This window comes from Corallococcus exercitus, from assembly GCF_042231735.1.
In the GTDB taxonomy this organism is placed as follows: domain Bacteria; phylum Myxococcota; class Myxococcia; order Myxococcales; family Myxococcaceae; genus Corallococcus; species Corallococcus exercitus_B.
The window spans coordinates 2,892,330-2,916,569 of sequence record NZ_CP102577.1 but is presented as its reverse complement, the minus strand read 5'-3'; the positions used below and the strand labels follow the sequence as shown (position 1 = coordinate 2,916,569).

The window sequence follows — 24,240 nt, the reverse complement described above, 5'->3', positions numbered from 1 at the left end:
ATGGCGGACACGCTCGAACGCGACCGCGCCCGGCTCCTGGAGGTGCTCACGCAGCGCTCCTTCGAGCGCCGGCGCGTGGTGCTCTCCTCCGGCAAGGAGTCGGACTTCTACATCGACTGCAAGCGCACGGCGCTGCTCGCCGAGGGGCACTACCTCATCGGCCGGCTGCTGCTGGAGGCCATCCGGCGCGACGCTCCGTCGGCGGTGGCCGCGGGCGGGCTGACGCTGGGCGCGGATCCGCTCGCGTCGGCGGTGAGCCTCACCAGCTTCCTGGAGGGCGGCGGCCAGAAGTCCCTGCACGCGTTCATCGTGCGCAAGGAGCCCAAGGGCCACGGCACCGGCCAGTGGATTGAGGGCCTGTCCGCGCTGGGCCCCGGCGCCCCGGTGGCCATCGTGGAGGACGTCGTCACGACGGGCGCGTCCACGCTCAAGGCCATCGAGCGAGCGAAGCTGGAGGGCCTGACGGTGCTGGGCGCCTTCGCGCTGGTGGACCGGTTGGAGGGGGGGCGCGAGGCCGTGGAGGCCGCCGGCCACCGCCTCACCACGCTGTTCACGCGCAAGGACTTCATCCCGTGAGAAGGTTGCTGCTGGCCGCGGTGCTTCTGGGCGTGCTGGGCGGCTGCGCCAGCACGGCACCCAGCGTCGGCGAGCCCGCGCCCACGCTGGATGATCCGAAGCAGGAGTCCGCCTACCTCGCCGTGCTGGACCGGTACTCGGACCGCAAGGAGATCTACGACGGCTTCGACACGCGCGTCTTCGCGGGGGCCACGCTCCAGACGCCCGCCTTCCGCGAGGCCCGCATCCACCGCCGCGCCATCTTCCAGACGCTGCCCGCGGCGAAGGTGGAGCAGCTCCTCGCGGAGGAACAGGCCGAGGCGGAGCAGTTCCACGAGTTCTTCCTGGCGGTGCACGTCAACGACTACCGCTACGACGACTTCGCCCACCGCAACAGCATCTGGCGGATCGCCCTGGTGACGCCCGCGGGCGAAATCACGCCCATGGAGATCCGCCGCATGGGCCGGTCAAACCTCAACGTGCGCGCGTACTACCCCTACGCCAGCCTCTTCTGGGTGACCTACCGCGTGCGCTTCCCCAAGGCGTTCACCAACGGCCAGGCCGTCATCCCCGAGGGCACGGAGCAGGTGATGCTCCGGGTCGCCTCGTCGCTGGGGAACGCGGAGCTGAAGGTCCACGCGCGCTGACGCGCGGACGGCCGCGGACCTTCAGGTCTGCTGGCCGTCCTTCAGCCACTTCGACGTGAGCGGCATCGTGGGCCCCGCGAGCAGGCGGTCCAGGAGCGCGTCCGGCGAGGGGTTCACCGCGAAGGGCATGCCCTGCGACTCGGGGACGAAGCCCGCCTCCACCATCCGGTTCACCAGCGCGAGCAGCGGCTGGAAGAAGCCGTCCACGTCCAGCAGGCCCATGGGCTTCCTGTGCAGCCCCAGCTGCGCCCAGGTGATGATCTCGAAGAGCTCGTCCAGCGTGCCGAAGCCGCCGGGCAGGGCGAGGAACGCGTCCGCGCGCTCGGCCATCAGCGCCTTGCGCGCGTGCATGGAGTCCACCCGGTGCAGCTCCGTCAGGCGCGGGTGGGCCAGCTCCTTCGCGTCCATGAAGTGGGGCAGCACGCCCACGGCCTTGCCGCCGTGGGCGATGACCGCGTCCGCCACCGCGCCCATCAAGCCCACGCTGGCGCCGCCGTAGACGAGCGTCAGCCCCCGCTTCGCCAGCGCGGCGCCCAGCCTGGAGGCGGCCTCGCGGTACTCGGCGCGCACGCCGGAGCGCGAGCCGCAGAAGACGCAGACGCTGCGCACGGGGGTCTCAGCCATGGTCAGAAGTATCCGTACCGTTGAGGGTGGGCGGCCACCACGGCCAGCGCCGCGGCGATGAACAGCAGGACGGCGATGGCGCGCGAGTAGAACTTCGGGCCCTGGCGCAGCGCCAGGCCGCACGGCAGGCCGAAGACGAAGCCGCCCAGGTGCCCCGCCCAGCTCACCCCGGGCAGCAGGCTGATGACCGCCACCTGCACGAGCCAGAACATGTGCTCCCGGCGGCCCTGCTGGGTGAGGATGGGCAGCATCGCGCCGCCCCAGCCCAGGATCATCCCGGACGCGCCCACGGTCACGGTGTTGAAGTTGAAGAAGAGCGCGAACGCGGAGCCGCCCAGCGCCGTGACGAGCGACAGCACCAGGAACCGCAGGCTGCCGATGCCGCGCTCCAGCGACGCGCCCAGGGAGTAGACGGCGGACATGTTGAAGAGCAGGTGCAGCGCGCCGCCGTGCTCGAACACCATGCCCAGCAGGCGCCAGTACTCGCCGTCGCGGACCCACGGGCCATAGAGCGCCAGCGGCCCCACGATGCCGTAGCGCCCGCCCTCCGGCGTCACCAGCTGCCGGCCCATGGAGCTGCTCAGGAAGAACATCACCACCGCGCCCGCGATGATGGCGTAGCTGACGTAGGGCGTGGGCAGCGCGGGCTGGGGCTGCTGGGGACCCGGCGGCGGACCGCCCCCGTCACCCTCGCGCGGTGAAGAACCCTGCTCCTCTCCCAGGCCCGAGGGGCCGGGGAGGTCATCCAGCATGCGGCGGGGACGGGACATGGCGGCTCACAGCTCCCGTGAGAGGACGGTGTCGCGCGTGCCCTGGTGCTCGTCCGGGTGCGGGTAGTCCAGGGTGTAGTGCAGGCCCCGGCTCTCCTTGCGGCGGCTCGCGCAGTCCACGATGAGGTGCGCCACCTCCGCGATGTTGCGCAGCTCGATGACGTCGCGGGTGACCTTGAAGCGCCAGTAGTAGTCGCGGATCTCCTCGCGCAGCAGCTCCAGCCGCCGCCGCGCGCGCATCAGCCGCTTGTCCGTGCGGACGATGCCCACGTAGTTCCACATCAGCCGGCGGATCTCATCCCAGTTGTGGGTGACGACCACGCTCTCGTCGGAGTCCACCGCGCTGCCGGAGTCCCAGGCCGGCGGGTCCTCCTTCGGCAGGGACAGCGAGGACAGCTCCTCGGCCGCCACCGTCACCGCGCGGTGGCCGAACACCAGGCCCTCCAGCAGCGAGTTGGACGCGAGCCGGTTGGCGCCGTGCAGGCCCGTGCAGGACACCTCTCCGATGGCGTACAGGCCCGGCACGTTGGTGCGCCCGTGCAGGTCCGTCACCACGCCGCCGCACTGGTAGTGGGCCGCGGGCACGACGGGGATGGGCTGCACCGCCATGTCGATGTTGAAGGCCTTGCAGGTGGCGTAGATGTTGGGGAAGCGCTCCGTGAGGTACGCGCGGCCCAGGTGCGTCATGTCCAGGTAGACGCAGTCGTTGCCCGTGCGCTTGAGCTCCGCGTCGATGGCGCGCGCCACCACGTCGCGCGGGGCCAGGTCCCGCATGGGGTGGTAGCGGTCCATGAACGTCTGGCCGCCCTTGAGCCTGAGCTTGCCGCCCTCGCCGCGCAGCGCCTCGCTGATGAGGAAGCTCTTGGCCTCCGGGTGGAAGAGGCACGTGGGGTGGAACTGGTAGAACTCCATGTTCGCCACGCGCGCGCCCGCGCGGTACGCCATGGCCACGCCGTCGCCCGTCGCGACATCCGGGTTGGACGTGTAGAGGTACACCTTGCCCGCTCCGCCCGTGGCCAGCACCGTCACCTTGGACAGGAAGCGCTCGATGGCGCCGCTCTCCAGCAGCGCGTACGCGCCCACGCACCGGCTGGAGGGGGCGTGCGGCCGGCGGTCCAGGATGAGGTCGATGGCGGCCGTGTTCTCGAAGAAGGTGATGTTGGGCTCCTGGTCGCACGCGGCCAGGAGCGCGCGCTGCACCTCGCGCCCGGTGATGTCGCCCGAGTGGATGACCCGGCGGGCCGAGTGGCCGCCCTCGCGGGTGAGGTCGAACTCGCCGCCGAGCCGGTCGAACTCCGCGCCCAGCGCGACCAGCTCCTTGAGGCGCGTGGGCCCTTCGCGCACCGTCACCTCCACCGCGTCCCGGTGGCACAGGCCCGCGCCCGCGACGAGCGTGTCCTCGATGTGCGCATCGAAGGTGTCCGTGGGAGCGAGCACGCTGGCGATGCCCCCCTGGGCATAGGCGGTGTTCCCCTCGCCACGCTCGCGCTTGGTGAGCACGGCGACCGTGCCGTGCCGGGCCGCCTGCAGGGCGAACGACAGGCCTGCCACGCCGCCGCCCATGACCAGGAAATCAAACCGATGGGGCATGGCCGACAGCCTTAATGGCGGTAAGTGCTGGAAACAAGGCGTTTTCTTGAGGACTTTCCGGGCGTTGTCTAAGGTTTCGGCCGCCGCCATGCGTGTCCTGACCGCCCTCGTCGTCCTGCTGACCGCCGCCCTCCCGGCGTATGCCTCCGACGGCATCTACAGCTACGTGGAGAAGGACGGCACCATCGTCTACACGAACGTGCCGCCCGGAGGCGCGCGCAAGGCGCGCAAGCTGTCCGGGACCTTCACGCCCGCGCCGGCCAAGTCCGCGCCCGTGCGGGGCCGCTCCCGGACGCCCGCGGAATTGGATCCGCACATCACCACCGCGGCGCTGCGCTACCGCATCCCGCCGGCGCTGGTGCGCGCCATCATGCACACGGAGAGCAACTTCAACCCGAACGCGCTCAGCCACAAGGGCGCCAGCGGGCTGATGCAGCTCATGCCGGGCACCGCGTCGGACATGTACGTGAAGGACATCTTCGACTCGAAGGACAACATCGAGGGCGGCGTGCGCTACCTGCGCGTGCTGGCGAACATGTTCGACGGCGACATGGTGAAGATGGTCGCCGCGTACAACGCCGGGCCGGACGCGGTGAAGAAGTACGGAGGCCGGGTGCCGCCGTACGCCGAGACGCAGGAGTACGTGCGCAAGGTCCTCCAGCTCTACCAACACTACAAGGAGCGCGAGCGGCTCGCCCAGGCCGAGGCCAGCAGCCGTGAGCCCACATCCGAGAATGACGACGCGCACGAAGGGGACGAAGGAGCCGGGCCCCGCTGAAGAGGAGTTCCTGCGGCAGCTCCACCAGGGAGCGGAGCTGCTGGGCGCCGGCAAGGTCACCGAAGCGAAGGACTTCCTGGAGCGTGCGCACCAGCTCCAGCCGCGCCACGAGAAGGCCCAGAACCTCCTGGGCCTGACGTATTTCAAGCTGGGCCTCTTCGACCGCGCCGCGGACCTGTACGAGATGCTCGTGCGGGACAACCCGGTGGACCCCACGCTGCGCGTGAACCTGGGGCTCGTCTACCTGAAGACGAACGCGCTCCAGCGCGCGGCGCGCGAGTTCGAAACGGCCACCGACCTGGCCCCGGACCACAAGAAGGCGCACAACTACCTGGGCCTGACCTTCGCCCAGATGGGCGAGTACGGCCGCGCGCGCGAGCACTTCCTCCTGTCCGGCAGCGACGCCATGGCGGAGAAGATGTCGCGCGCCATCGCCGGGGAGGGCTACAGCCGTCCGCCCGCCGCCCCCGCGCCGGCCCGTCCGCGCGAGGAGGAGGGGAGCGCCGCGCCCCCGCCTTCGTCCGGTGAGAGCGACTGGGGCGCCCAGTTCGGCCTGGATGAAGCGCCCCGGAGCCCGCGCGCCGCCGCGCCGCCGCCCCAGGCTCCTTCGAAGCCTCCGGACGACGACCTGCGCTTCGCCGAGGACGAGGGCCCGCCCGCCCCCACGGACGCGCACGCCTTCGCCAGGCGCGTCCAGGAGGACGAGGACCCGAGCCTCGCCGCCGGCGAGAGCACCTACGGAGACGACGCGGAGCTGGCCGCCACCACGGACGCGGACACCTCCGGCGCCGACGTCGAGGTCGCCGACGAGCTGCCCCCCACGCCGGTGTCGGAGGAGATCGAGGTCTCCGAGGAGCCGCCCGTCCTCGCGTCCGACCTGGAGTCGGAGCCCGGCGCCGCCTTCGCGGAGACCTTCGACGCGCTGGCGAAGAGCGAGCCGGCTCCCACGCCCCGGCCCGCCGAGCCGGCTTCCGTGCCCGCCACTGCCTCCGGCGTGAGCCCGCCCGTGCTCACCGAGTGGGTGCCCACGGTGGCCCTGCCGGGCGCGACGCCGGGACAGCCCTTCACCCAGGGCCCGGCGGGCGTGACGCTGACGGTGAACGGCGAGCTGCTCACCCGGCTGGAGGGGCTGGTCGCCGTGCGCGGACAGGTCACCTTCCAGCCGGAGATGAAGCGCTTCCGGGGCCGGGCCACGGACAAGCCCTTTGGCGAGGGCGACCAGGCCATGGTGCGCGCCCGGGGGCAGGGGACGCTGCACCTGGAGCCCTCTGCCGGACAGCAGCTGGTGCCGGTGGTGCTGGATGACGAGTCCGTCTACCTGCGTGACGCGTGCGTCTTCGCCTTCGAGGAGCCCGTCGTCTTCGAGAACGGCCGCGTGCCGTCGGAGCTGGCCCAGGACCTGGACCTCGTGCACCTGCGCGGGCAGGGGCGGGTGCTGCTCAGCCTGTCGGGCCCGCTGCGCTCGGTGCCGGTGGCCATGGACCAGCCGGTGACGGTGCCCCTCACGCACCTGGTGGGCTGGGTGGGCAACCTCACCCCCCGCGTGGTGCCCCTGGTGGCGTCCGCTGGCGGGGAGACACTGCGGGGGGCGGTGGAGCTGGGCGGTGAAGGATTTGCCCTCATCGCACTCGGGGTCCGGTAGAACGCGCGCCCATGGCCACCGAGCGAGCCCTCAGGAAGCAGCGCAAGCGCGAGGAGCGGGCCCGCCGCCGCGCGTCCCGTCGTCCCAGCATCCTGGTGCAGGAGTTCTGGAACCTGCCCAACATGCTCACGCTGGGGCGCATCCTCATCATCCCCCTGTTCGTCTGGCTCACCTACGACGCGGACCCCCTGCACTCGCTCCTGGCCGGCCTGGTGTTCGCGGTGGCCGCCATCACGGACGTGGTCGACGGCTACCTGGCCCGGCGCTGGAACCTCATCACCGTGGTGGGCAAGTTCATGGATCCGCTGGCGGACAAGCTCATCGCCATGGCCGCCCTGGTGATGATGGTCCGCCTGGGCCGCATCGCCGCGTGGGTCGTCATCGTGCTGCTGGCCCGCGAGTTCATCGTCAGCGGCCTGCGCACCATCGCCGCCAGCGAGGGCATGGTCATCGCCGCGGGGCAGGAGGGGAAGTGGAAGACGTCCCTCCAGCTGGTGGGGATCATCTCCCTGTGCGTCCACTACGTGCACCCGCTGGACCTGGGCTTCCGCACCGTCCCCGTGGACTACAACCAGGTGGGCAAGGTGCTCGTGTACCTGTCGGGTGCGTTCTCCGTGTGGAGCGCCGTCGTCTACTTCCGTGCGTTCCTCGGGATGCTCGCCCGCCGGGGAGGCCCGGATCCGGACGCGAAAAGTGTTTGACGTGCCCGGGAGGCCTCTGTATATCCGCCCCACTTCCGGGGCGGCACTGACCGGGCGGTAGGCAGCACGCGGCACCGAGATGCGGGAATAGCTCAGCGGTAGAGCATCGCCTTGCCAAGGCGAGGGTCGAGGGTTCAAATCCCTTTTCCCGCTCCAAAAGCAGTCAGCGGTACGGTCGTTCAGCGGCACCAGATGCGGGAATAGCTCAGCGGTAGAGCATCGCCTTGCCAAGGCGAGGGTCGAGGGTTCAAATCCCTTTTCCCGCTCCAATCGAAGGCCCCCTGGGAAACCAGGGGGCCTTTTTCTTTCTCTCCGTGCGGCATCACGGCAGGCGGGCGCGCGAGGGGCCGGCGGTCCGCTGTTCCAGGGCGTTCGCCACCGGCGGACCCTTTGCGGTATGGATACCGGCGCATGATTCGCAACTTCCGGGAACTCTATTCGTACCGGGGGCTCCTCCTCAGCCTGGTGCAGCGCGAGCTGAAGGCGCGCTATCGCGGCTCGGTGCTGGGCTTCTTCTGGACGTTCCTGAACCCCACCCTGCACATGCTGGTGTACGCGCTCTTGTTCGGCGTGTTCATGAAGAACCAGATTCCGCACTACGCCTACTTCATGTTCGTGGGCCTCTTGCCGTGGATCTGGTTCTCCACGTCGGTGTCCGCGGGGGCCAGCGCCATCAGCGACCGGCGCGACCTGATGACCAAGGTGCGCTTCCCGGCCCAGGTGCTGCCGGCGACGGTGGTGGCCACCAACTTCTGCAACTTCATCTTCTCGCTGCCCCTGATGGTGGTGCTGGGGCTCATCTTCGGCGTGGTGCCGTCCTGGCACGTGGTGCTGTTCCCCGTCGTGGTGCTGATCCAGATGTGCTTCACCTTCGCGGTGGTGTACGCGGTCAGCGCCTTCAACGTGACGTTCCGGGACCTGCAGCACATCGTGATGAACCTGATGACGCTGTGGTTCTTCATGACGCCGGTGCTCTACAAGCTGTCCACCATCCCGGAGGAGTACCGGCGCGTGCTGCAGGTGCTCAATCCGATGTCCATCCTCATCACCTCGTACCAGGCCATCTTCTACGAGCACCGGCTGCCGGATGCGGTGCCGCTCGTGTCGCTCCTGGGCGTCTCCATCGTGCTGCTGTGGGGTGCCACGCAGATCTTCGAGAGCCGCCGCGAGGAGTTCGCGGAGTCCATCTAGATGGCCCAGTCACCGACCGAGGACGCCATCGTCATCCAGGACGTGGTGAAGAACTTCCGGAAGAAGACCATCCGGGGGGAATACACCACGTTCAAGTCGGAGCTCGTGCGCTGGCTTCGCGGACAGCGCAACGTGCCCGCCGGGGGGCGCTTCATTGAGTCCCTGCGCGGCGTGAACCTGCGCATCCCCAAGGGCCAGACGGTGGCCATCCTGGGGCGCAACGGCTCCGGCAAGAGCACGCTGCTCAAGCTCATCACCGGCATCTACTCGCCCACCTCCGGCAGCATCCAGGTGAACGGCCGCATCTCCGCGCTGCTGGACCTGGGCGCGGGCTTCCACCCTGACTTCTCCGGCCGGGAGAACATCCTCATCAACGGCATCATCCTCGGCATGTCCCGGGCCGAGGTGCGCGCGAAGATGGAAGACATCATCGCGTTCAGCGAGCTGGGGGAGTTCATCGACGAGCCGGTGCGCACGTACTCCAGCGGCATGTACATGCGCCTGGCGTTCTCCGTGGCCACGCACGTGGACCCGGACATCCTCATCATCGATGAGATTCTGGCCGTCGGCGACGAGCACTTCAGCAAGAAGAGCCTCGCGAAGATGACGGAGTTCAAGCGGCTGGGGAAGACCATCGTCCTCGTCACGCACGACATGTCCACCGTGGAGCGCTGGTGTGACCAGGCGGCGTGGCTGGACGGCGGGCGGATCCGCCGCGTGGGCACTCCGGCAGAGATCGCCGCCGAGTACCGGCAGGCGGTGTCGCTCGCGGAGGCGCGCTCCACCGTGTTCACCCCGCCGGCCCTGACCGAAGGGGGCGGGGCGCTGCCGTCGCTGTCGGAGGGCCCGGTGGTGCGGGACGAGCCGCCGGCGTCGCCGCCGGTCGCTGTCTCGCGGGTGTGGCTGAGCGGGCCGCGCGGTGAGGAGCTGGGGCTCGTCACCACGGAGACGCGGGCGGAGGCCTGCATCGACTACGTGGCGCGCGAGTCGGTGGAGGACGTGGAGTTCGTCCTCACGCTGTCCACCGCGGACGGGGCGGTGCTGTACGTGACGAGCACCCGGACGGACCGGGTGGCGCTGCCGGCGCCGCTGCCGCCGCAGGGACGGCTGCGCTTCGTGCTGCCCCGGCTGGGACTCCTGGGCGGCTCCTACGTGCTGAGCGTGGAGCTGAAGACGGGCAACAACGCGAATCCGGAGCCGGGCCGGGAAGCCCGCTGCACCTTCTCCGTGTCCACGGAGCACGACGACCGGGGTGTCTTCCGGCCGGAGCATTCCTGGGTGGTGGAGGAGGCTCCGGCCGCTCCCGTCCAGGCGGTCTCCGTGTCCAAGCATGCCGCGGCCTCCTGAGGGGGAGGGAGGCCTCCCGCACGCCGCGGCCCGGGGCCTTGAAGAAGGGGAGGCGCCTGGGAAGTGAGCACCTTGTTCCACACCATGCCCGAGGGGGGGCAGGCCGCGACGTCCGCCGGAGAGCTCGCCGAGCGCATCGCCGCCCTGCGCGCGGAGCCCTCCGCGGCCAACGCCCGGGAGCTCGCGGCGCTGACGGAGCGCCTGCGCCGGTTGGTGCCTCCCGCCAACACGCCCCTGTCGCCGCTGCTCGCCGCTGCGAGGCTCGCCGTCCCGTTCGACTTCTCCGTGCCGCCGTCGCACCGCGCGTCGGGAGGGCAGTGGGTGACGGCCGCCAAGCGCGCCTTCGTGATGGGCCTGCGCCCTCTCCACGTTGAGCTGCTCAAGCCCCAGGCCGCCTTCAACCAGCGCGTGCTGCGCGTGCTGGAGCGGCTGGAGGCCCGGCGCGACCAGGGCTCACGCGAGGACCTGACGGACTGGGTCCGCGAGCAGCTCGACGCGGTGGGGCCCGGGCAGGGCGCTTCAGCGGGGGCCGTCCGCGAGCCGCATGGGGCGCGAGGCTCCGGTGCGGGCACTTCGGCGGCCGCGGCCCCTGCGCCGCATGGCACGCTGAACTTCGTGGACGTCGGGGCCGTGGGTGGACCGCGTGAGCGGCGCGAGCCGCGCGGCTTCGCTCCCGTGGACCTGGCCTGGAAGCTGGCGTGGCGCGCATGGCGCCGGGCGCTGGGGCCCGTGCTGGAGCCGCTGCTCGAGCGCCAGGCGGAGTGGAACGCGCAGATGCGGGAGACCCTGCTGTCCGTCGCCGCCGCTCCGGGTGCCGGCACGCTGGATCCGCTGGGGGCCACGCACCGGGTGGCGCGGCTCGTGGCGCTGGCGTCTCCGCTGGCGCGGCCGGGGCTGCCCCGGGGCGTCCGGGCCTCCGCGCCGCTGTGGACCGAGGTGCTGCGCCGGCAGTCCCGCTTCAACGGCGAGGCGGTGGTGGCGCTGGCCGCCATCCTCGGCGTGCGCACGCCGCCTCCGCCCGTGCCCGCGCTGGAGGACTTCCACCACTGGTGCACGCTGCGCGAGTCCGGGGACATCCAGGCCGCCCGCGAGGCCATGGCCCGGCTGCCGCGCCGTCCCCGGCTGTCCCTCCTCGTCGCCACCGCGGGGGCCTGTCCCGCGCACCTGCGCGAGTGCCTCGCGTCGGTGGAGGCCCAGGTGTACCCGGAGTGGGAGCTGGTGCTCGTGGGGCCGGAGGACGGGCCCGCGCTGCCGGAGCCCTGGGGCCCGTCGCGCCGCCAGCCGCGCATCCGCCGGGTGACGCTCTCCGGGCCCACCGACTTCGCCCGCGCGCTGCGCGTGGGCCTGCAGGCCGCCAGCGGTGACTTCGTGGGCGTGCTGGGCGCGGAGGACACGCTCGCGCCCCATGCCCTGGCAGAGGTGGCGCTGGCCCTGGGCGCGAACCCGGGCCTGGACGTCGTCTACGGCGACGAGGACCGGCTGGACACGCGGGGGCGCCGCACCGCCCCCTTCTTCAAGCCGGACTGGTCCCCGGACCTGCTGCGCTCGGTGGACTACCTGGGCCGGGGCGTGATGGCGCGGCGCGCGCTGGTGGAGTCCGTGGGCGGCTTCCGCGAGGGCTTCCCGGGCGCCGAGGAGTACGACCTCTTCCTGCGCCTCAGCGAGGCGTCGGAGCGCATCGGCCACGTGCCGCACCTGCTCTACCACCGGCGCCTGGGCGCCGTGGGGCAGGTGTCCCAGGAGGGCCGCCGCGCGCTCGCGGAGCACCTGGCGCGCCGGGGCGAGGACGCCGAGGTGACGGTGCCAGGGCCGGGCCGCTACCGCGTGCGCTACGCCGTCCGGGGCACGCCGAAGGTGTCCATCATCGTCCCGTTCAAGGACCGGCCGGACCTGCTGAAGACGCTCACGGACACCCTGCTGGAGCGCACGACGTACCCGCACTTCGAGCTGGTGCTCGTGTCCAACAACAGCGTCCGCCCGGAGACCTTCGCGCTCCTGGACACGCTGAACGACCCGCGCGTGGTGAAGCGCACCTGGGACTTCCCCTTCAACTACCCGGCCATCAACAACTGGGCGGCGGGGCAGGCCACGGGCGAGCTGCTGCTGTTCCTCAACAACGACATGGAAGTGGTGGACCCCGGCTGGCTCACGGAGCTGGTGTCCCAGGCGCAGCGCCCGGAGGTGGGCGCGGTGGGCGCGAAGCTCCTCTTCCCCGAGGGCACCGTGCAGCACGCGGGCATCGTCGTGGGCATGACGGGCATGGCGGGCCACCCCTTCTGGCGCCTGCCGGACGGGCCCATCCTCACGCCCTTCGGCCACACGGAGTGGGTGCGCAACTGGCTGTCCGTCACCAGCGCGTGCGTGATGATCCGCCGGCCCCTCTTCGACGCGCTGGGCGGCTTCGACGAGCGCTTCCTCCTGTGCGGCAGCGACGTGGACCTGGGCCTGCGGCTGCACGCCCGGGGGCTGCGCGTGGTGTGCACGCCCTTCGCGCGCGTGGTGCACCACGAGTCCGCCAGCCGCCGCACGGACGCCATCCCGGAGCCGGACTACTGGCGCTCCTTCACGTCGTACCGGCCGTGGCTGCTCAAGGGCGACCCCTACTACAACCCCAACCTCACGCTGCTGTCGGGGGACTGCGACCTGCGCCGCCACCCCGAGGACGGCGAGGCGCTGGCGGTGCGCACGCTGGCCCACGAGGTGCCCAGCGCGCGCCGCCCGCTGAAGTGACGGCGGCTTTCGCCTAGCGGATGGCCCGCCAGGTGAACCAGGCGTCATAGGCCAGGTTCGCCAGCGGCACCCCGCTGCGGCGCACCACGCTGTCGCGCCAGGGGTTCGTCTCGAAGGCCTTCCACGCCTCCTTGAGGGCCCCCTTCACCGAGCCCACCTGCGCCAGCTTCTTCAGCTCCAGCTTGAGGCCGAAGGTGGTGACCTCATGCACGCCGAAGCTCTCCACGTGCGAGTACTTGAGGAACTCGCGCGCCTCCTGCTCCGTGGGGTAGCGCGTGTAGCGCAAGAGCTCCTGGAGCGTGCCGGGCTGCAGCTCGTCCGCGGTGAAGCGCAGCAGGGGAGACAGCCGCGCGTAGTCCCGCGCGTAGTCGTACATGCCCTCCTGCACGCGGCGGAAGAAGCGGGCGCTGTTGTCCTTCTCCTGGTCGTGGTGCAGCAGCTCCGGCATGGGCAGGTGCGGCGCCCACGGGTTCTTCCCATAGCGCACCGTGCTGCCGTGGTTCGCCGTGGTGATCATCTCGAAGATGGCGGTGTTGCGCAGGAAGTCCGCCTCCTCCAGGTCGCGCCGCCGCAGGTCCGACAGGTAGCCGTACTTGAAGGACTTCTTCGGCTGGGGCTGACCGTCCGGCACGTAGGCCAGGTAGAAGCCGTGCAGCTCCGGGAAGCGCGCGTCGTGCTCGAAGGCGCGCATCAGGTTGTCCTGCATGCTGCCCTTCCACCCGATGTCCACGAGCGCCGTGCGCTCCAGGCCCATCATCCCGCGGTACTCCAGGTAGCGGGACAGGTTGGCGCGCGCTTCGTCGCGGCGCTGGTGGAAGGCCACGCGCACGCGGCGCGACGCGAGGAAGCGCTGGAAGGCGGCGTCCTTCGTGGGCTCCACGATGGGCCGGTCCGGGTCGGTGAGGCCGCACTCGGCGGCCAGCCGGATGAACTCGTCCTGGGGCAGCGACAGGTTCTTGAGCAGGCCGCGCAGCGACTGGCGGCTGTACTGGCGCCAGAAGCGGTGCACCTCCTCCCAGCTCAGCTCGCGCATGGACGCGAGGATGGTGGAGGCCCGGCTGACGAACAGGTAGTGCGCCTTGGGCACCCGGCGGAACAGCCCGGAGTCCTTCAGGAGCGCGAACACCTTGAGCAGCGTGAGGCCCTCGCGCGCCAGGAAGTAGACGTGGTCGATGCCCAGCTTCTCCGAGCGCTCGATGACGTCCACCACGAAGGCCACGATGCCCGGCGCCAGCGTGCGCCCCAGCTGGTAGCTGGCGTCGTCGTCCGGCGGGCGGACGTGGCGGGCCTCGTTGCCCAGCACGACGTCCACGTAGTGCGCGGCCCAGTACGGGTTCTGCTCCACGGCCTTCTGGGCGATCTCCAGCCGGCGGCGGCGCTGCTTCTCGTCCGGGTCGTCCACGCGCAGGGTGGAGATGCCCAGCCGGCGCGGCTGCACGTTGTCGGCGTTCTCGTCGTCGCCGACGAAGAAGAGCTGCTCGGGCTTGAGCCCCTCGCGCTCCAGCACGCGCGGGAAGAGGCGGCCGGACGCCTTGCGCAGCCCCTCGTCGATGGAGACGTAGCCCGCGTCGAAGTACTGCTCCAGCCCGCAGTGCCGGAGCAGCTCACGCAACAGCGGCTGCGACAGGTACATGTCGCTCACGAAGATGAGCCGCTTGCCCTGGGCCTTCAGCGCGGACAGCACCTCCGGGATGCCCGGCGCGGGACGCAGCGCCAGCTTCTCCAGCTCCAGCTCCAGCGCGCGCAGCTCCGCGGCCATGCGCGAGCGCATCGGCTCCCGGGGCACCCAGCTGCCCGCCCAGCGCTGCAAGAGCGCCTCGAAGTCGACCTCGTTGTCGCGGCCCTGGGCCACCTGCTCCCCGGCGACCTCCATCTCCAGGGCGAAGCGGCGCTGGCGCACCTGGGCCACCGTGGGCAGGGCCTTGGGGTGCACCAGCTCCTTCAGCCGCGCGTGGAAGCCGCGCGCCACGGCCGTCTTGAGCCACTCGCCCTCCACGCTGCGCACCACCAGCGTGTTGAAGACGTCGAAGCCCACCACGTCGTAGCCCGCCGTCGCGGTGAGCAGCCGCTCGCGCAGCGTGGCGAAGGAGGAGGACTCAATCGGGGGCGCGTCGCCCGCGCGGAAGAGGCGCGAGGCCTGGGCCAGCCCGTCCACCACGTTGGGCGGCAGGGCCTCCGAGGCAATCACCGACATGCGCTCGCCGGGCGTCGCGCGCGGGTGCTTCGTGGCGGCGGGGGCGCCCTTCTGCGTCAGGTACAGGTCGCGCGCGGTCTCCACCGCCCAGCGCTGGAGGGCGGGAAGCAGCGCGGCCGCTGCGGGTTCACGGCGGGCAGTCATCTGCTTCCGGTGTCCTTGGCTCTAGTTGGGGACGGCCGCGCGGGCGCGGGTGAGACGCGTGACCTTCTCCGCGCCCAGGGCTTCCGGGGCGGAGGCCTCCGGAGCGCGCGCGCCGGTGGACTCGACGGCGACGGGGACGGCCACCGGGGGGCGCGTGGGCGTCAGCGACGCCAGGTGCGCCACGGGGTCCGCGAACAGGTGGGCGTCGTGCAGCACGCGCTGGAAGCACGCGGACGCGTCGAAGGCCTCGCGCATCTTCTGCCACGCGCGGATGCGCACCGCGCGGAAGGACACCGGCATGCGGAAGACTTCATCCAGCGAGCGCGCCCACTGGCCGTCCGGCCGGTAGAGGAACTCGTCCTCCGGCTCGATGTTCCACTCCCCGGCGAAGACCGTGTCGGCGATGACGAGCAGCCCGTGCGCCATGGCCAGCAGCGGAAGCGGATCAAAGCGGCCCATCAGGTCGCGCGACGCGTAGACGAGCGTCCCGGCCTTCTCCAGCGCCTGCGACACCTCTTCCGGCGTGGCGTGCGAGGACAGCACGTCCACCGGCCCCAGCTTGCGCAGGTGCTCCAGCGCCTCCGGCGTGGGGCTGGCCCAGTCCGCCACCAGCATCCGGCGCACGTCCAGCCGCGGGCCCGTCGGGCAGCGCGCGGTGTCCACCGGCAGGGGCAGCGTCTGCAAGAGCGGCAGCCGCGCCAGCTCCGGCGACGTGGGCGTCTCCAGGTAGGTGAGCCAGCGGAAGCCCTTCACGTCCGGGCCGCTGATGCTCGCGAGCCGCTCAATCTCCTCCGCGCTGAACAGCGGCGCGGGGATGACGCCGATGCGCATGGCGCCGGGAACGCGCGCCGCCAGCTCCGGCGTGAGGTCCTGCGGACGGAACACGAGCGTCGCGTTCGCGCCCCAGGCCTGGGCCGCGTCGAGCGCGGGCTCCCACTGGCCGGACGTCACGGGGAAGAAGCGGACCTCGGCCCACGCCGCCTGGACGGGCACGTGCGGCTCGAAGGCCGGCTCACCCACGAAGGCGACGCGCTGGACGGAGGGGGAGGGCGGATGGACTCTCATGACAGGACTCGCGTGAGGCGTGCGCGCAGGGACTTCTTCAAGTCGTCGGACACCAGCTTCTGCAGCGCGCGGACGGGGCGGGACTTCTTGAGCTGGCGGTAGCGCTCCAGCAGCACCTGCTCGCCGGGCCCCACGTACGGGTGCAGCGGCGAGTGGCCTCCGCGCTCCGCGCGCCAGACGTCATCCAGCCAGTGGCCGTGCATGGTGGACATCGCGGCCAGCGCGGGGCGCAGGTGCGAGTTCGTCCAGCCCTCCGCGTGCAGCGCTTCCAGCCCGGAGGCCACCTGGCGCGTGCTGGACTCCCAGTCCGTGAACGCCTTGGCGGTGGCGAGCGCGTTGGCGCGCAGGTGCGCGAGGTACGCGGGCTGCGTGCTGAGCAGGCGCAGGAACTGGACGATCTGCCGGTGGTTGTACGGCTCCACCATCAGCGAGTTCTGCCCGTGCACCATGTACTCGTCGGTGCCGGTGACGGTGTACGTGATGGCGGTGCCGCCCTGGGAGAACATCTCCAGCGGCGGGCCGAACATGCCCTCCACACGGGAGAGCTTCAGCAGCACGTCGTACTGGCCGTAGACCTGGTGCACCTGGTTGATGGGGATGCGCTCGTGCACCTGCACCGGCTGCCCGCCCACGGTGGGCTTCTGCCCGCCGGAGGACGACGCCAGCCACCCCGTCTCGAACTGGACGCCCGCCTGCGCCGCCAGCTCCAGGACCTCGAACGTCTCCGGCACGCCCTTGAAGCCCACGCCCCACGGGCCCTCCACCAGCACGCGCAGCTTGCCGTCGCGCTTCGGCGGGGCCTGCACGCAGGGGAAGTGGTCGCGGGACAGGCCGTTCTGCACGTAGAGCGTGCGCCCCTCGGGCTGCAGCGTCTGGATGAACTCCACCAGCCACTTCGCCTCGGTGACGAACAGGAGCGGCAGCGAGTACGTCTGCCGGTTGAGCAGCTTGTAGTGGCGCTCCGCGTGGAAGCGCGACTCCAGGCTCTGGTTCAGGTAGCCGTACACCCGGGCGTTGACGCGCCACAGGTCGTAGAAGGTGATCCACCAGGTGGCCAGCGCGAAGTCGAAGGACTCACCCTCGGCCTCCGCGAGCGACCGGCGCGGCAGGTCCGCCAGCCGTGGGTGCCACAGGGGATACGTCAGCGTGACGGGGCCCGGGGTGATGAGGACGGCCTCATGGCCGAGGTCCTGGAGCCGTGAGGCGTACTCCAGGATGACGTTGGACCCACCGGAGATATTGGCGATGTCCCCAACGAGGAACCCGATCTTCATGCCTTGGCAACTCGCGTCGTGGGCTGGATGCGGCCCGGAGGAAACGATTCGCCGCCGCCGTTGATTCTCCCCGTGGCATCCCCCTCAGGACGACGAGGCAGGCGAAGCGAGGGGCCGATGTAGCGCGGAGGAGGTTCCTGCGTCAACGCCCGGCGGGGCCGCCGTCCGTCGAGCAGGCAGCCATGCGCTCAGGGTGAGGAAGGCCCCGGCGGATCCTTCTCCAGCTGCTTCAACCGTGCTTCCAGTTCACGCCGCCAGAGGGCCTGCGTCCGCGCGTGTTCGCGCTGGTTCTCGATGACGACGGTGAGGGCGTCCAGGATGGCTTCGTTGAAGTGCACCTGGCGGCGCAGCACCTCGTTGATGAACGGCTGGAACGCGCCGCGGAAGGTCCGCTTGGCGAACACGAGCACGGGCCCCAGGACGGGGCGGTGCGACGTGGCGGGCTCCACGTAGCGCACGTCCGCCTTGGCCCGCGCCTCCAGCAGCAGCGCCGGCCACTGGCCCGCGACGGGGGCGCGCAGTGACGCGGCCAGCGTGCGGCGCAGGTGGTCGCGCGCGGCGGCGGACGGCTCGGGGAGCCGCTCGGTGGCGGCGGCCACGGCCTGGGCCGAGGGGACGGCCGTGAGCAGGTCAGCGGCGTGCATGGCGGGCTCCTCGCTTCTTCGATGACAACGCCTGGACCAGGACGTTGGCCACCGCGTCCAGGTCCGAACGGTCCAGCTCCACCAGGCGCGGCCCCAGGTGGTGCCGGGCCGCTTCCGTCGCCGCCTCGTCGGACGCGACGGCCGCGTCGCGCACGCCCCAGCTCCGCCGCCCCACGCTGGCCATCAGCGCCTGCGCCGCGGCGGTGTCCGTGCCCAGCAGCACCACCTTCCCGGACGACGCCCGCACCGCCGTCTCCAGCGACGACGAGCCGGGCAGCGGCTCGGGCATGGGACCGACGGGCTGGTCGGGGGTGAAGTGCCAGACAGGTGCTCCCCCGGCCGTCTGGGGTCCGAGCGAGAGGACGGGCTCCTCGCCGCGCCCCCGGAGGGCGAGGATGCGGGAGTCGGGCAGGCGGCGGTGCAGCTCGAGGGCGAGCCGCGACATGGGCGCCTCCGGCCGCGCGGAGAAGCCGGGGCAGACGAGCTCGATGGCGGGCGCCTGCGAGGAGGCCACCGCCGGACCGGGCCCGCTTCCTCCCAGCCAGCCCTGCAGCGCGGTGCGCACCTGCGCGGCCACGGCCTTCTGGGACAGCGCGGCCACGCGGGCGCGCTGCGCGGTGAGCACCTGCTGGCGCAGCGCGGGTTCGCGCTCCAGCACCGCGAGCAGTTGCGCCACGTCCATGGGCTCGCGCGAGAACGTGGTGAGGCCCGCGCCGCCCAGGGTCTCCGGGACGGCCGCGGCGCCGTACGCGACGACGGGGACGTCGCGGTACATGGCCTCCAGCAGCGGCACGCCGAAGCCCTCGTGGCGGCTCATGGAGAGGTAGGCCGTGGCGGACGCGAAGCAGGCGGACAGTTGCGCGGCGTTGACGCGGCCCAGGAACTGGATGCGGTCCGGGCCGAGCAGGTCCTTGAGGCCGTGCAGGAAGCCGCCGTAGGGCGCGTCGCGGTGGATGTTGCCCGCGATGAGCAGGCGGCTCTTGGGCTGGTACAGGCGCTGGTACGCGGTGAAGACGCGCAGCACGTCGTCCACGTACTTGCTGGGCACCGCGCGGCCCACGAAGAGGATGTTGGAGCAGCCGTCGTCCAGCTCCGCCATCAGCGCCGGATCCGGCGGCGTGTCGAACGCGTTCCAGTCGATGGCGAAGGGCAGCACGTCCACGCGCGGGTAGCCCGCGGCGACCAGCTCCTCCGCGCTGAAGCGCGAGTAGGCGAAGGCGCCGTCCACATGCGGGCGCAGCGCGAGCAGCTCCAGGCGGGCGGCGTCGCACGCGAGCACCGCGCCCCGGTCGTAGCCCTCGAAGAGCCGGGCGGGGGTGATGTTGTGGTAGACGAGCAGCTTGCGGCCGCGCGACCGGGCGATGAGCTGCACCTGCTTCGACTCGAAGCTGTGGTGCACGAGCAGCACGGAGTCGCGGGTGGCCTCGCGCGGGTAGTTCCTGGCGGCGTGCACCTGGTCGCGGCACGCGTCGTCCCAGGAGTCCGCGTAGATTTCGGAGGTGTGGCCCCAGGAGCGCAGCAGGCTCTGGAGGTAGCGCACCTGGTTGCCAATCGCGTCACCCCACGCCAGGCGGGTGACCAGCTGGTGGATGTGCAAGGGTCCGCCCGGGCCGAGAGGGGGTCGCGGTGACACGCGCGCGTTCCCTTACAACCGTCCAGCCCGCCCTTACAAGAGCGCCCGACGTGCCTTGACGGAGGGGCCTGCGCACAGTAGCCAGGGCGGCCACGCGTCCCCCAAGGTTGGGTCCATGTCAACGAACGTCCTGGTCACGGGTGGCTGCGGCTTCATCGGGTCCAACCTGGTCCGCTACCTGCTCCGCGAGCGGCCTGCCTGGAAGGTCGTCAACCTGGACCGGCTCACCTACGCCGGCAACCTGGAGAACCTCCTCGGCCTGGAGGACGACGCCCGCCACGTCTTCGTGCACGGCGACGTGGGCGACCGGGCGTGCGTGGACCGGGTGCTCCAGGAGCACGCCATCGACTGCGTCCTCCACCTGGCCGCGGAGAGCCACGTGGACCGCTCCATCGAAGGTCCGGCCGTCTTCGTCACCACCAACGTCCTGGGCACGCAGCAGCTGCTGGAGGCCTGCCGGGCGCGGGGCATCCGGCGGTTCGTGCAGGTCTCCACCGACGAGGTGTACGGCTCGCTGGGACCGTCCGGCGCCTTCACGGAAGCGTCACCCCTCCAGCCCTCCAGCCCCTATTCGGCGTCCAAGACGGGCGCGGACCTGCTGGCCCTGGCGTACCACCACACCTACGGCCTGGACGTGGTGGTGACGCGCTGCTCGAACAACTACGGGCGCTATCAGTTCCCGGAGAAGCTCATCCCGCGCATGGTGGTGAACGCGCTCCGGAACCAGAAGCTCCCCGTCTACGGCGACGGCCAGCACGTGCGCGACTGGCTGCACGTTGAGGACCACTGCCAGGGGCTGCTCCAGGCGCTGGAGCGGGGAAGGGCGGGAGAGGTCTACAACCTGGGCGGCGGCGCGGAGCGCAGGAACCTGGACCTGGTGAAGGGCATCCTCGCGGCGCTGGGCAAGCCGGAGTCGCTCATCGAGTTCGTCACGGACCGGCCGGGGCATGACCGCCGCTACGCCATCGACCCGGCGAAGAGCCGGCGCGAGCTGGGATGGACGCCCAGGCACTCCTTCGAAGCGGGGCTGGCGGACACGGTGCGCTGGTACGTGGAGCACCCGGAGTGGTGGGAGCGCGTGCTGAGCGGTGAGTACCGCCACACCGTGACGCTGGCGCACGGAGGGCACGGAGCATGAGCCGCTTCGTCGTCACGGGAGCGAACGGACTGGTGGGCCGCAGGGCGTGCGCGCAGCTGGCGGCGCGAGGCCATGCGGTGGTGGGGCTGGGGCGGGGCCCGCGCCGCGTGGCGGGGGCCTTCGACTACGAGACGTTGGATCTCACGTACGCGCCGGACGTGGCGCCCGTGCTGACCCGGCTGTCGCCAGAGGTCGTCCTGCACTGCGCGTCCATGACGGAGGTGGACGCCTGCGAGAAGGCGCCCGAGGCCGCGTACGCCGCGAACGTCACCGCCACGGCGGCGGTGGCCCGCTGGACGCGCGAGGCCGGCGCGCACCTGGTGCACGTGTCCACCGACTACGTCTTCGACGGCGACGCGGGCCCGTATGCCGAGGACGCGGTGCCGAACCCGCGGGGCGTCTATGCGGTGACGAAGCACATGGGCGAACAGGCTGCGCGCGTGCTCTCGCCCGGGTGCGCGATTGCCCGGACCGCGGTGGTGTATGGCTGGCCTCCGGTGGAGGGCCGGCTCAACTTCGGCGCGTGGCTGGTGAAGACGCTGTCCGCGGGGCAGCCGGTGAAGCTCTTCGAGGACCAGGTCGTGTCCCCCAGCTTCGCGGACAACGTGGCCGCGATGCTGGTGGAGCTGGGCGAGCGGCGGCTGGGCGGGACGTGGAACACCTGCGGCGGCACGGTGCTGGACCGCGTGGCCTTCGGGCGGGCGCTGTGCGAGGTGTTCGGCTTCGACGCGGGCCTGGTGGTGCCCACGCGGATGGCGGACCTGAAGCTGTCAGCGCCCCGGCCGCTGAAGAGCGGGCTCGTGACGGACAAGGCGCGGGAGCAGCTGTCGCAGAAGCCGCTGGCGCTGGCGGAGTCCCTGCGGCGCTTCCATGCGAGCTGGCTCGAGGCCCGGGCCGGGGAGGCGGGATGAAGGGAATCATCCTCGCGGGAGGCTCGGGGACGCGCCTGTATCCGCTGACGCTCGTGGTGAGCAAGCAGCTCTTGCCCGTCTACGACAAGCCGATGATCTACTACCCGCTGACCACGCTGATGCTGGCGGGCATCCGGGAGGTGTTGATCATCTCCACGCCGCAGGACCTGCCGCGCTTCCGCGACCTGCTGGGCGACGGCGAGCAGTGGGGCATGTCCTTCCAGTACGCGGAGCAGCCCCGCCCCGAAGGCCTGGCGCAGGCGTTCGTCATCGGCCGGGACTTCGTGGGGAGCGACGCCGTGTCGCTCATCCTGGGAGACAACATCTTCTACGGGGACGGCCTGAGCGAGCTGGTGCGGCGGGCGGTGCGGCGCGCGTCCGGGGCGACGGTGTTCGGCTACCAGGTGAAGGATCCGCAGCGCTACGGCGTGGTGGAGCTGGCGCCGGGCAACCGGGCCATCAGCATCGAGGAGAAGCCCGCGAAGCCCCGCTCCCACTACGCCGTCACGGGGTTGTACTTCTACGACAACCAGGTGCTGGACATCGCCGCCGCGCTGAAGCCCAGCAAGCGCGGCGAGCTGGAGATCACCGACGTCAACGCGGAGTACATGCGCCGCGACCAGCTCACGGTGGAGCTGATGGGGCGCGGCTACGCGTGGCTGGACACCGGGACGCACGAGTCGCTGATGCAGGCGTCGTCGTTCATCGAAATCATCGAGCGCCGGCAGGGCCTGAAGATCGCCTGCCCGGAGGAGATCGCCTACCGCATGGGCTACATCGACGAGGCGCGGCTGGAGGCGCTCGCGGAGCCCATGCTGAAGAACGACTACGGTCAGTACCTGAAGGCCCTCCTGGGGAACCGGGGGACGGGGCCATGAAGGTGCAGACGACGGAGCTGCCCGGCGTCCTGCTGCTGGAGCCCCGCGTGTTCGGGGACTCGCGGGGCTTCTTCGTGGAGACGTTCCACGCCCAGCGCTACCAGGACGCGGGCATCCCGAGCGCCTTCGTGCAGGACAACCTGTCGCGGTCCGTGCGGGGCACGCTGCGCGGCCTGCACTTCCAGGAGCCGAACGGGCAGGGGAAGCTGGTGCAGGTGCTGGCGGGCGCGGTCTGGGACGTGGTGGTGGACGTGCGCAAGGGCTCGCCCACGTTCGGCCGGTGGATGGGGGCGGAGCTGTCGTCCGGGAACAAGTGGCAGCTGTGGATCCCCCCGGGTTTCGCGCACGGCTTCTGCGTGCTGAGCGACTCCGCGGACTTCTTCTACAAGTGCACCGCGCCGTACGCCCCGGAGTCCGAGCGGAGCGTGGCCTGGGATGATCCGGACCTGGCCATCCCCTGGCCCGTGAAGGAACCGCTGCTGTCGGTGAAGGATCAGCGCGCGCCCCGGTTGCGGGACGCGCAAGTGTTGCCTTCCTACTGATTTGGAGCGGCCGGGCGGACGTGAAGGGGGGACTTGCCTTTTCACGGGTGCTGCGCGCCGAGCAGGCAGGGGGGCAGGCAACGTCCCCGGGGAGGAAGCCAGCCTGGGGATGGAATGCCCAATCTCCTCCGAGGAGGAGACGCATGGTCTTGCCCGGCAAGGGAATCAGTTGGAAGGAGTTCTTCAAGTCCCTCAAGGACGAGTGGGGACGCGACAAGGTCGGCAACGTCGCGAGCGCGCTGACGTTCTCGGCCATCATGGCGCTGTTCCCGTTCCTGCTGTTCCTCGTGTCGCTGGCCGGCGTGCTGATTGATCCGCACCAGGCGCAGCAGCTCATCCAGGAGATGTCGAAGGTGGCGCCCCAGGAGGTGACGAAGATCCTGGGCGAGCGGCTGGAGGCGCTGGCGAGCAGCAATCCGGTGGGGCTGCTGACCATCGGTGGCGTGGGCGCCATCTGGGCGGCGTCAGGCGGCGTGGTGGCGCTGATGGAATCGCTCAACACGGTGTACGGCGTGGAGGAGAAGCGCCCGTTCTGGAAGAAGCGAGGCATCGCGCTGCTGACGACGCTGGGCACGGCGGTGACCGTGGTGCTCGCGGCCATCGTCGCCATCGTCACGCCGGCGGTGGCGGACAAGCTGGGCGAGCCGCTGTCGAGCGTCGTCATGTGGCTGCGCATGCCGGTGGCCGGCATCCTGATGATGGTGCTGCTGGCGGTGCTGTACTACGTGCTGCCGGACGTGAAGCAGAAGTTCAAGTTCATCACCCCGGGCTCGGTGGTGAGCGTGATCATCTGGGTGATCGCGTCCTGGGGCTTCTCGATGTACGTGGCGAACTTCGGCTCGTATGACGTGAACTACGGCGCCATCGGCGGTGTCATCGTGATGCTGCTCTGGATGCAGATCTCCTGCATGGTCGTGCTGCTGGGCGCGGAGATCAACGGCATCCTCGAGCACAAGTCGCCGGACGGGAAGGCTCCGGGCGCGCGAGATCCGGACGCGCCGGGTCCGAACGTGACGAAGACGGAGGCGGAGGAGAAGGGCGCGAGCCTGCCCGGCGCCACGGACTTCCGTCCGGTTCCGCCCCAGCCACAGTACGAGAGCCGCCCGGTGGCGCTGAGCAAGACGCCCCTGGCCGCGGCGGCGAAGTGGGCCGCGGGCGTGGGCCTGGGCGTGTTCCTGATGCGCCGCAAGTCCGCGGCGCGGTAGGTCCCTGGGAGAACTCAACGACGGGCGGTCCTCGCGA

The 24,240-nt window shown here is 71.1% G+C and carries 21 protein-coding genes and 2 tRNA genes; 15 read left to right on the top strand and 8 right to left on the bottom strand.

Going from position 1 to position 24,240, the window contains the following annotated elements; translation table 11 throughout:
• On the top strand, positions 1 to 576 hold the full coding sequence (pyrE, locus tag NR792_RS10990; RefSeq protein WP_120525531.1) for an orotate phosphoribosyltransferase: 576 nt from the start codon (positions 1 to 3) through the stop codon (positions 574 to 576).
• Positions 573 to 1,202: a hypothetical protein gene (locus NR792_RS10985; protein ID WP_375760018.1), complete on the top strand. Its 630-nt coding sequence runs from the start codon at positions 573 to 575 to the stop codon at positions 1,200 to 1,202. The genes pyrE and NR792_RS10985 overlap by 4 nt, the downstream gene beginning before the upstream one ends.
• A gap of 21 nt (positions 1,203 to 1,223) precedes the next feature.
• On the opposite strand, the gene NR792_RS10980 is transcribed toward NR792_RS10985, so the two are convergent.
• The 3 genes from NR792_RS10980 to nadB are packed head-to-tail and all read right to left on the bottom strand — an operon-like array spanning position 1,224 to position 4,186.
• Positions 1,224 to 1,826, bottom strand: a complete 603-nt coding sequence (locus tag NR792_RS10980; RefSeq protein ID WP_375760017.1) for a TIGR00730 family Rossman fold protein — start codon at positions 1,824 to 1,826, stop codon at positions 1,224 to 1,226.
• Positions 1,827 to 1,828: 2 nt separating this feature from the next.
• Complete coding sequence (locus tag NR792_RS10975; RefSeq protein ID WP_375760016.1) at positions 1,829 to 2,596, bottom strand: rhomboid family intramembrane serine protease; 768 nt, start codon at positions 2,594 to 2,596, stop codon at positions 1,829 to 1,831.
• A gap of 6 nt (positions 2,597 to 2,602) precedes the next feature.
• On the bottom strand, positions 2,603 to 4,186 hold the full coding sequence (gene nadB / locus NR792_RS10970; protein WP_375760015.1) for an L-aspartate oxidase: 1,584 nt from the start codon (positions 4,184 to 4,186) through the stop codon (positions 2,603 to 2,605).
• 88 nt (positions 4,187 to 4,274) lie between these two features.
• Here nadB and NR792_RS10965 point away from each other — a divergent pair, with 88 nt between their 5' ends.
• The 8 genes from NR792_RS10965 to NR792_RS10930 all read left to right on the top strand — a co-directional run bounded on the left by NR792_RS10965 (position 4,275) and on the right by NR792_RS10930 (position 12,575).
• A complete protein-coding gene (locus NR792_RS10965) occupies positions 4,275 to 4,964 on the top strand; it encodes a transglycosylase SLT domain-containing protein (RefSeq protein ID WP_375760014.1) in 690 nt (229 codons plus the stop codon).
• Positions 4,921 to 6,606 carry a tetratricopeptide repeat protein gene (locus NR792_RS10960; RefSeq protein WP_375760013.1) on the top strand — a complete coding sequence of 562 codons (1,686 nt, stop codon included), beginning with the start codon at positions 4,921 to 4,923 and terminating at the stop codon, positions 6,604 to 6,606. Before NR792_RS10965 ends, NR792_RS10960 begins: the two co-directional genes overlap by 44 nt.
• An 11-nt stretch (positions 6,607 to 6,617) precedes the next feature.
• Entirely contained in the window at positions 6,618 to 7,307 is a 690-nt protein-coding gene (pgsA, locus tag NR792_RS10955; RefSeq protein ID WP_375760012.1) for a CDP-diacylglycerol--glycerol-3-phosphate 3-phosphatidyltransferase, read from the top strand.
• A gap of 81 nt (positions 7,308 to 7,388) precedes the next feature.
• Positions 7,389 to 7,463, top strand: a tRNA-Gly gene (locus NR792_RS10950).
• A 38-nt stretch (positions 7,464 to 7,501) separates the two neighbouring features.
• A tRNA-Gly gene (locus NR792_RS10945) sits at positions 7,502 to 7,576 on the top strand.
• Between the two features lie 142 nt (positions 7,577 to 7,718).
• Complete coding sequence (locus tag NR792_RS10940) at positions 7,719 to 8,498, top strand: ABC transporter permease (protein WP_375760011.1); 780 nt, start codon at positions 7,719 to 7,721, stop codon at positions 8,496 to 8,498.
• Positions 8,499 to 9,845: an ABC transporter ATP-binding protein gene (locus tag NR792_RS10935; protein WP_375760010.1), complete on the top strand. Its 1,347-nt coding sequence runs from the start codon at positions 8,499 to 8,501 to the stop codon at positions 9,843 to 9,845.
• A gap of 63 nt (positions 9,846 to 9,908) precedes the next feature.
• Positions 9,909 to 12,575: a glycosyltransferase family 2 protein gene (locus NR792_RS10930; RefSeq protein WP_375760009.1), complete on the top strand. Its 2,667-nt coding sequence runs from the start codon at positions 9,909 to 9,911 to the stop codon at positions 12,573 to 12,575.
• A gap of 13 nt (positions 12,576 to 12,588) precedes the next feature.
• Here the strand turns inward: NR792_RS10930 and NR792_RS10925 are convergent, their stop codons facing one another.
• The 5 genes from NR792_RS10925 to NR792_RS10905 all read right to left on the bottom strand — a co-directional run bounded on the left by NR792_RS10925 (position 12,589) and on the right by NR792_RS10905 (position 19,493).
• Positions 12,589 to 14,913, bottom strand: coding sequence for an HAD family hydrolase (locus NR792_RS10925; RefSeq protein ID WP_375760008.1), 2,325 nt, complete (start codon positions 14,911 to 14,913; stop codon positions 12,589 to 12,591).
• A gap of 21 nt (positions 14,914 to 14,934) precedes the next feature.
• The gene (locus NR792_RS10920; protein ID WP_375760007.1) at positions 14,935 to 15,978 is read right to left on the bottom strand and encodes a hypothetical protein; all 1,044 of its coding nucleotides are present in this window, start codon (positions 15,976 to 15,978) and stop codon (positions 14,935 to 14,937) included.
• Positions 15,975 to 17,252, bottom strand: a complete 1,278-nt coding sequence (locus NR792_RS10915) for a glycosyltransferase family 4 protein (protein ID WP_375760006.1) — start codon at positions 17,250 to 17,252, stop codon at positions 15,975 to 15,977. The genes NR792_RS10920 and NR792_RS10915 overlap by 4 nt, the downstream gene beginning before the upstream one ends.
• Positions 17,253 to 17,440: 188 nt before the next feature.
• The gene (locus tag NR792_RS10910; RefSeq protein ID WP_375760005.1) at positions 17,441 to 17,896 is read right to left on the bottom strand and encodes a hypothetical protein; all 456 of its coding nucleotides are present in this window, start codon (positions 17,894 to 17,896) and stop codon (positions 17,441 to 17,443) included.
• The gene (locus tag NR792_RS10905; protein WP_375760004.1) at positions 17,883 to 19,493 is read right to left on the bottom strand and encodes a glycosyltransferase; all 1,611 of its coding nucleotides are present in this window, start codon (positions 19,491 to 19,493) and stop codon (positions 17,883 to 17,885) included. Before NR792_RS10905 ends, NR792_RS10910 begins: the two co-directional genes overlap by 14 nt.
• A gap of 151 nt (positions 19,494 to 19,644) precedes the next feature.
• Between NR792_RS10905 and rfbB the strand changes: the two genes are divergently transcribed.
• The 5 genes from rfbB (at position 19,645) to NR792_RS10880 (ending at position 24,203) form a co-directional block, all read left to right on the top strand.
• Complete coding sequence (gene rfbB / locus NR792_RS10900) at positions 19,645 to 20,667, top strand: dTDP-glucose 4,6-dehydratase (RefSeq protein WP_375760003.1); 1,023 nt, start codon at positions 19,645 to 19,647, stop codon at positions 20,665 to 20,667.
• Positions 20,664 to 21,578, top strand: a complete 915-nt coding sequence (locus tag NR792_RS10895) for an SDR family oxidoreductase (RefSeq protein ID WP_375760002.1) — start codon at positions 20,664 to 20,666, stop codon at positions 21,576 to 21,578. The genes rfbB and NR792_RS10895 overlap by 4 nt, the downstream gene beginning before the upstream one ends.
• Entirely contained in the window at positions 21,575 to 22,456 is an 882-nt protein-coding gene (rfbA, locus tag NR792_RS10890) for a glucose-1-phosphate thymidylyltransferase RfbA (RefSeq protein ID WP_375760001.1), read from the top strand. Before NR792_RS10895 ends, rfbA begins: the two co-directional genes overlap by 4 nt.
• Positions 22,453 to 22,998, top strand: coding sequence for a dTDP-4-dehydrorhamnose 3,5-epimerase (rfbC, locus tag NR792_RS10885; protein ID WP_375760000.1), 546 nt, complete (start codon positions 22,453 to 22,455; stop codon positions 22,996 to 22,998). Before rfbA ends, rfbC begins: the two co-directional genes overlap by 4 nt.
• Positions 22,999 to 23,141: 143 nt before the next feature.
• Entirely contained in the window at positions 23,142 to 24,203 is a 1,062-nt protein-coding gene (locus NR792_RS10880) for a YihY/virulence factor BrkB family protein (RefSeq protein WP_375759999.1), read from the top strand.
• Positions 24,204 to 24,240 lie beyond the last annotated feature (37 nt).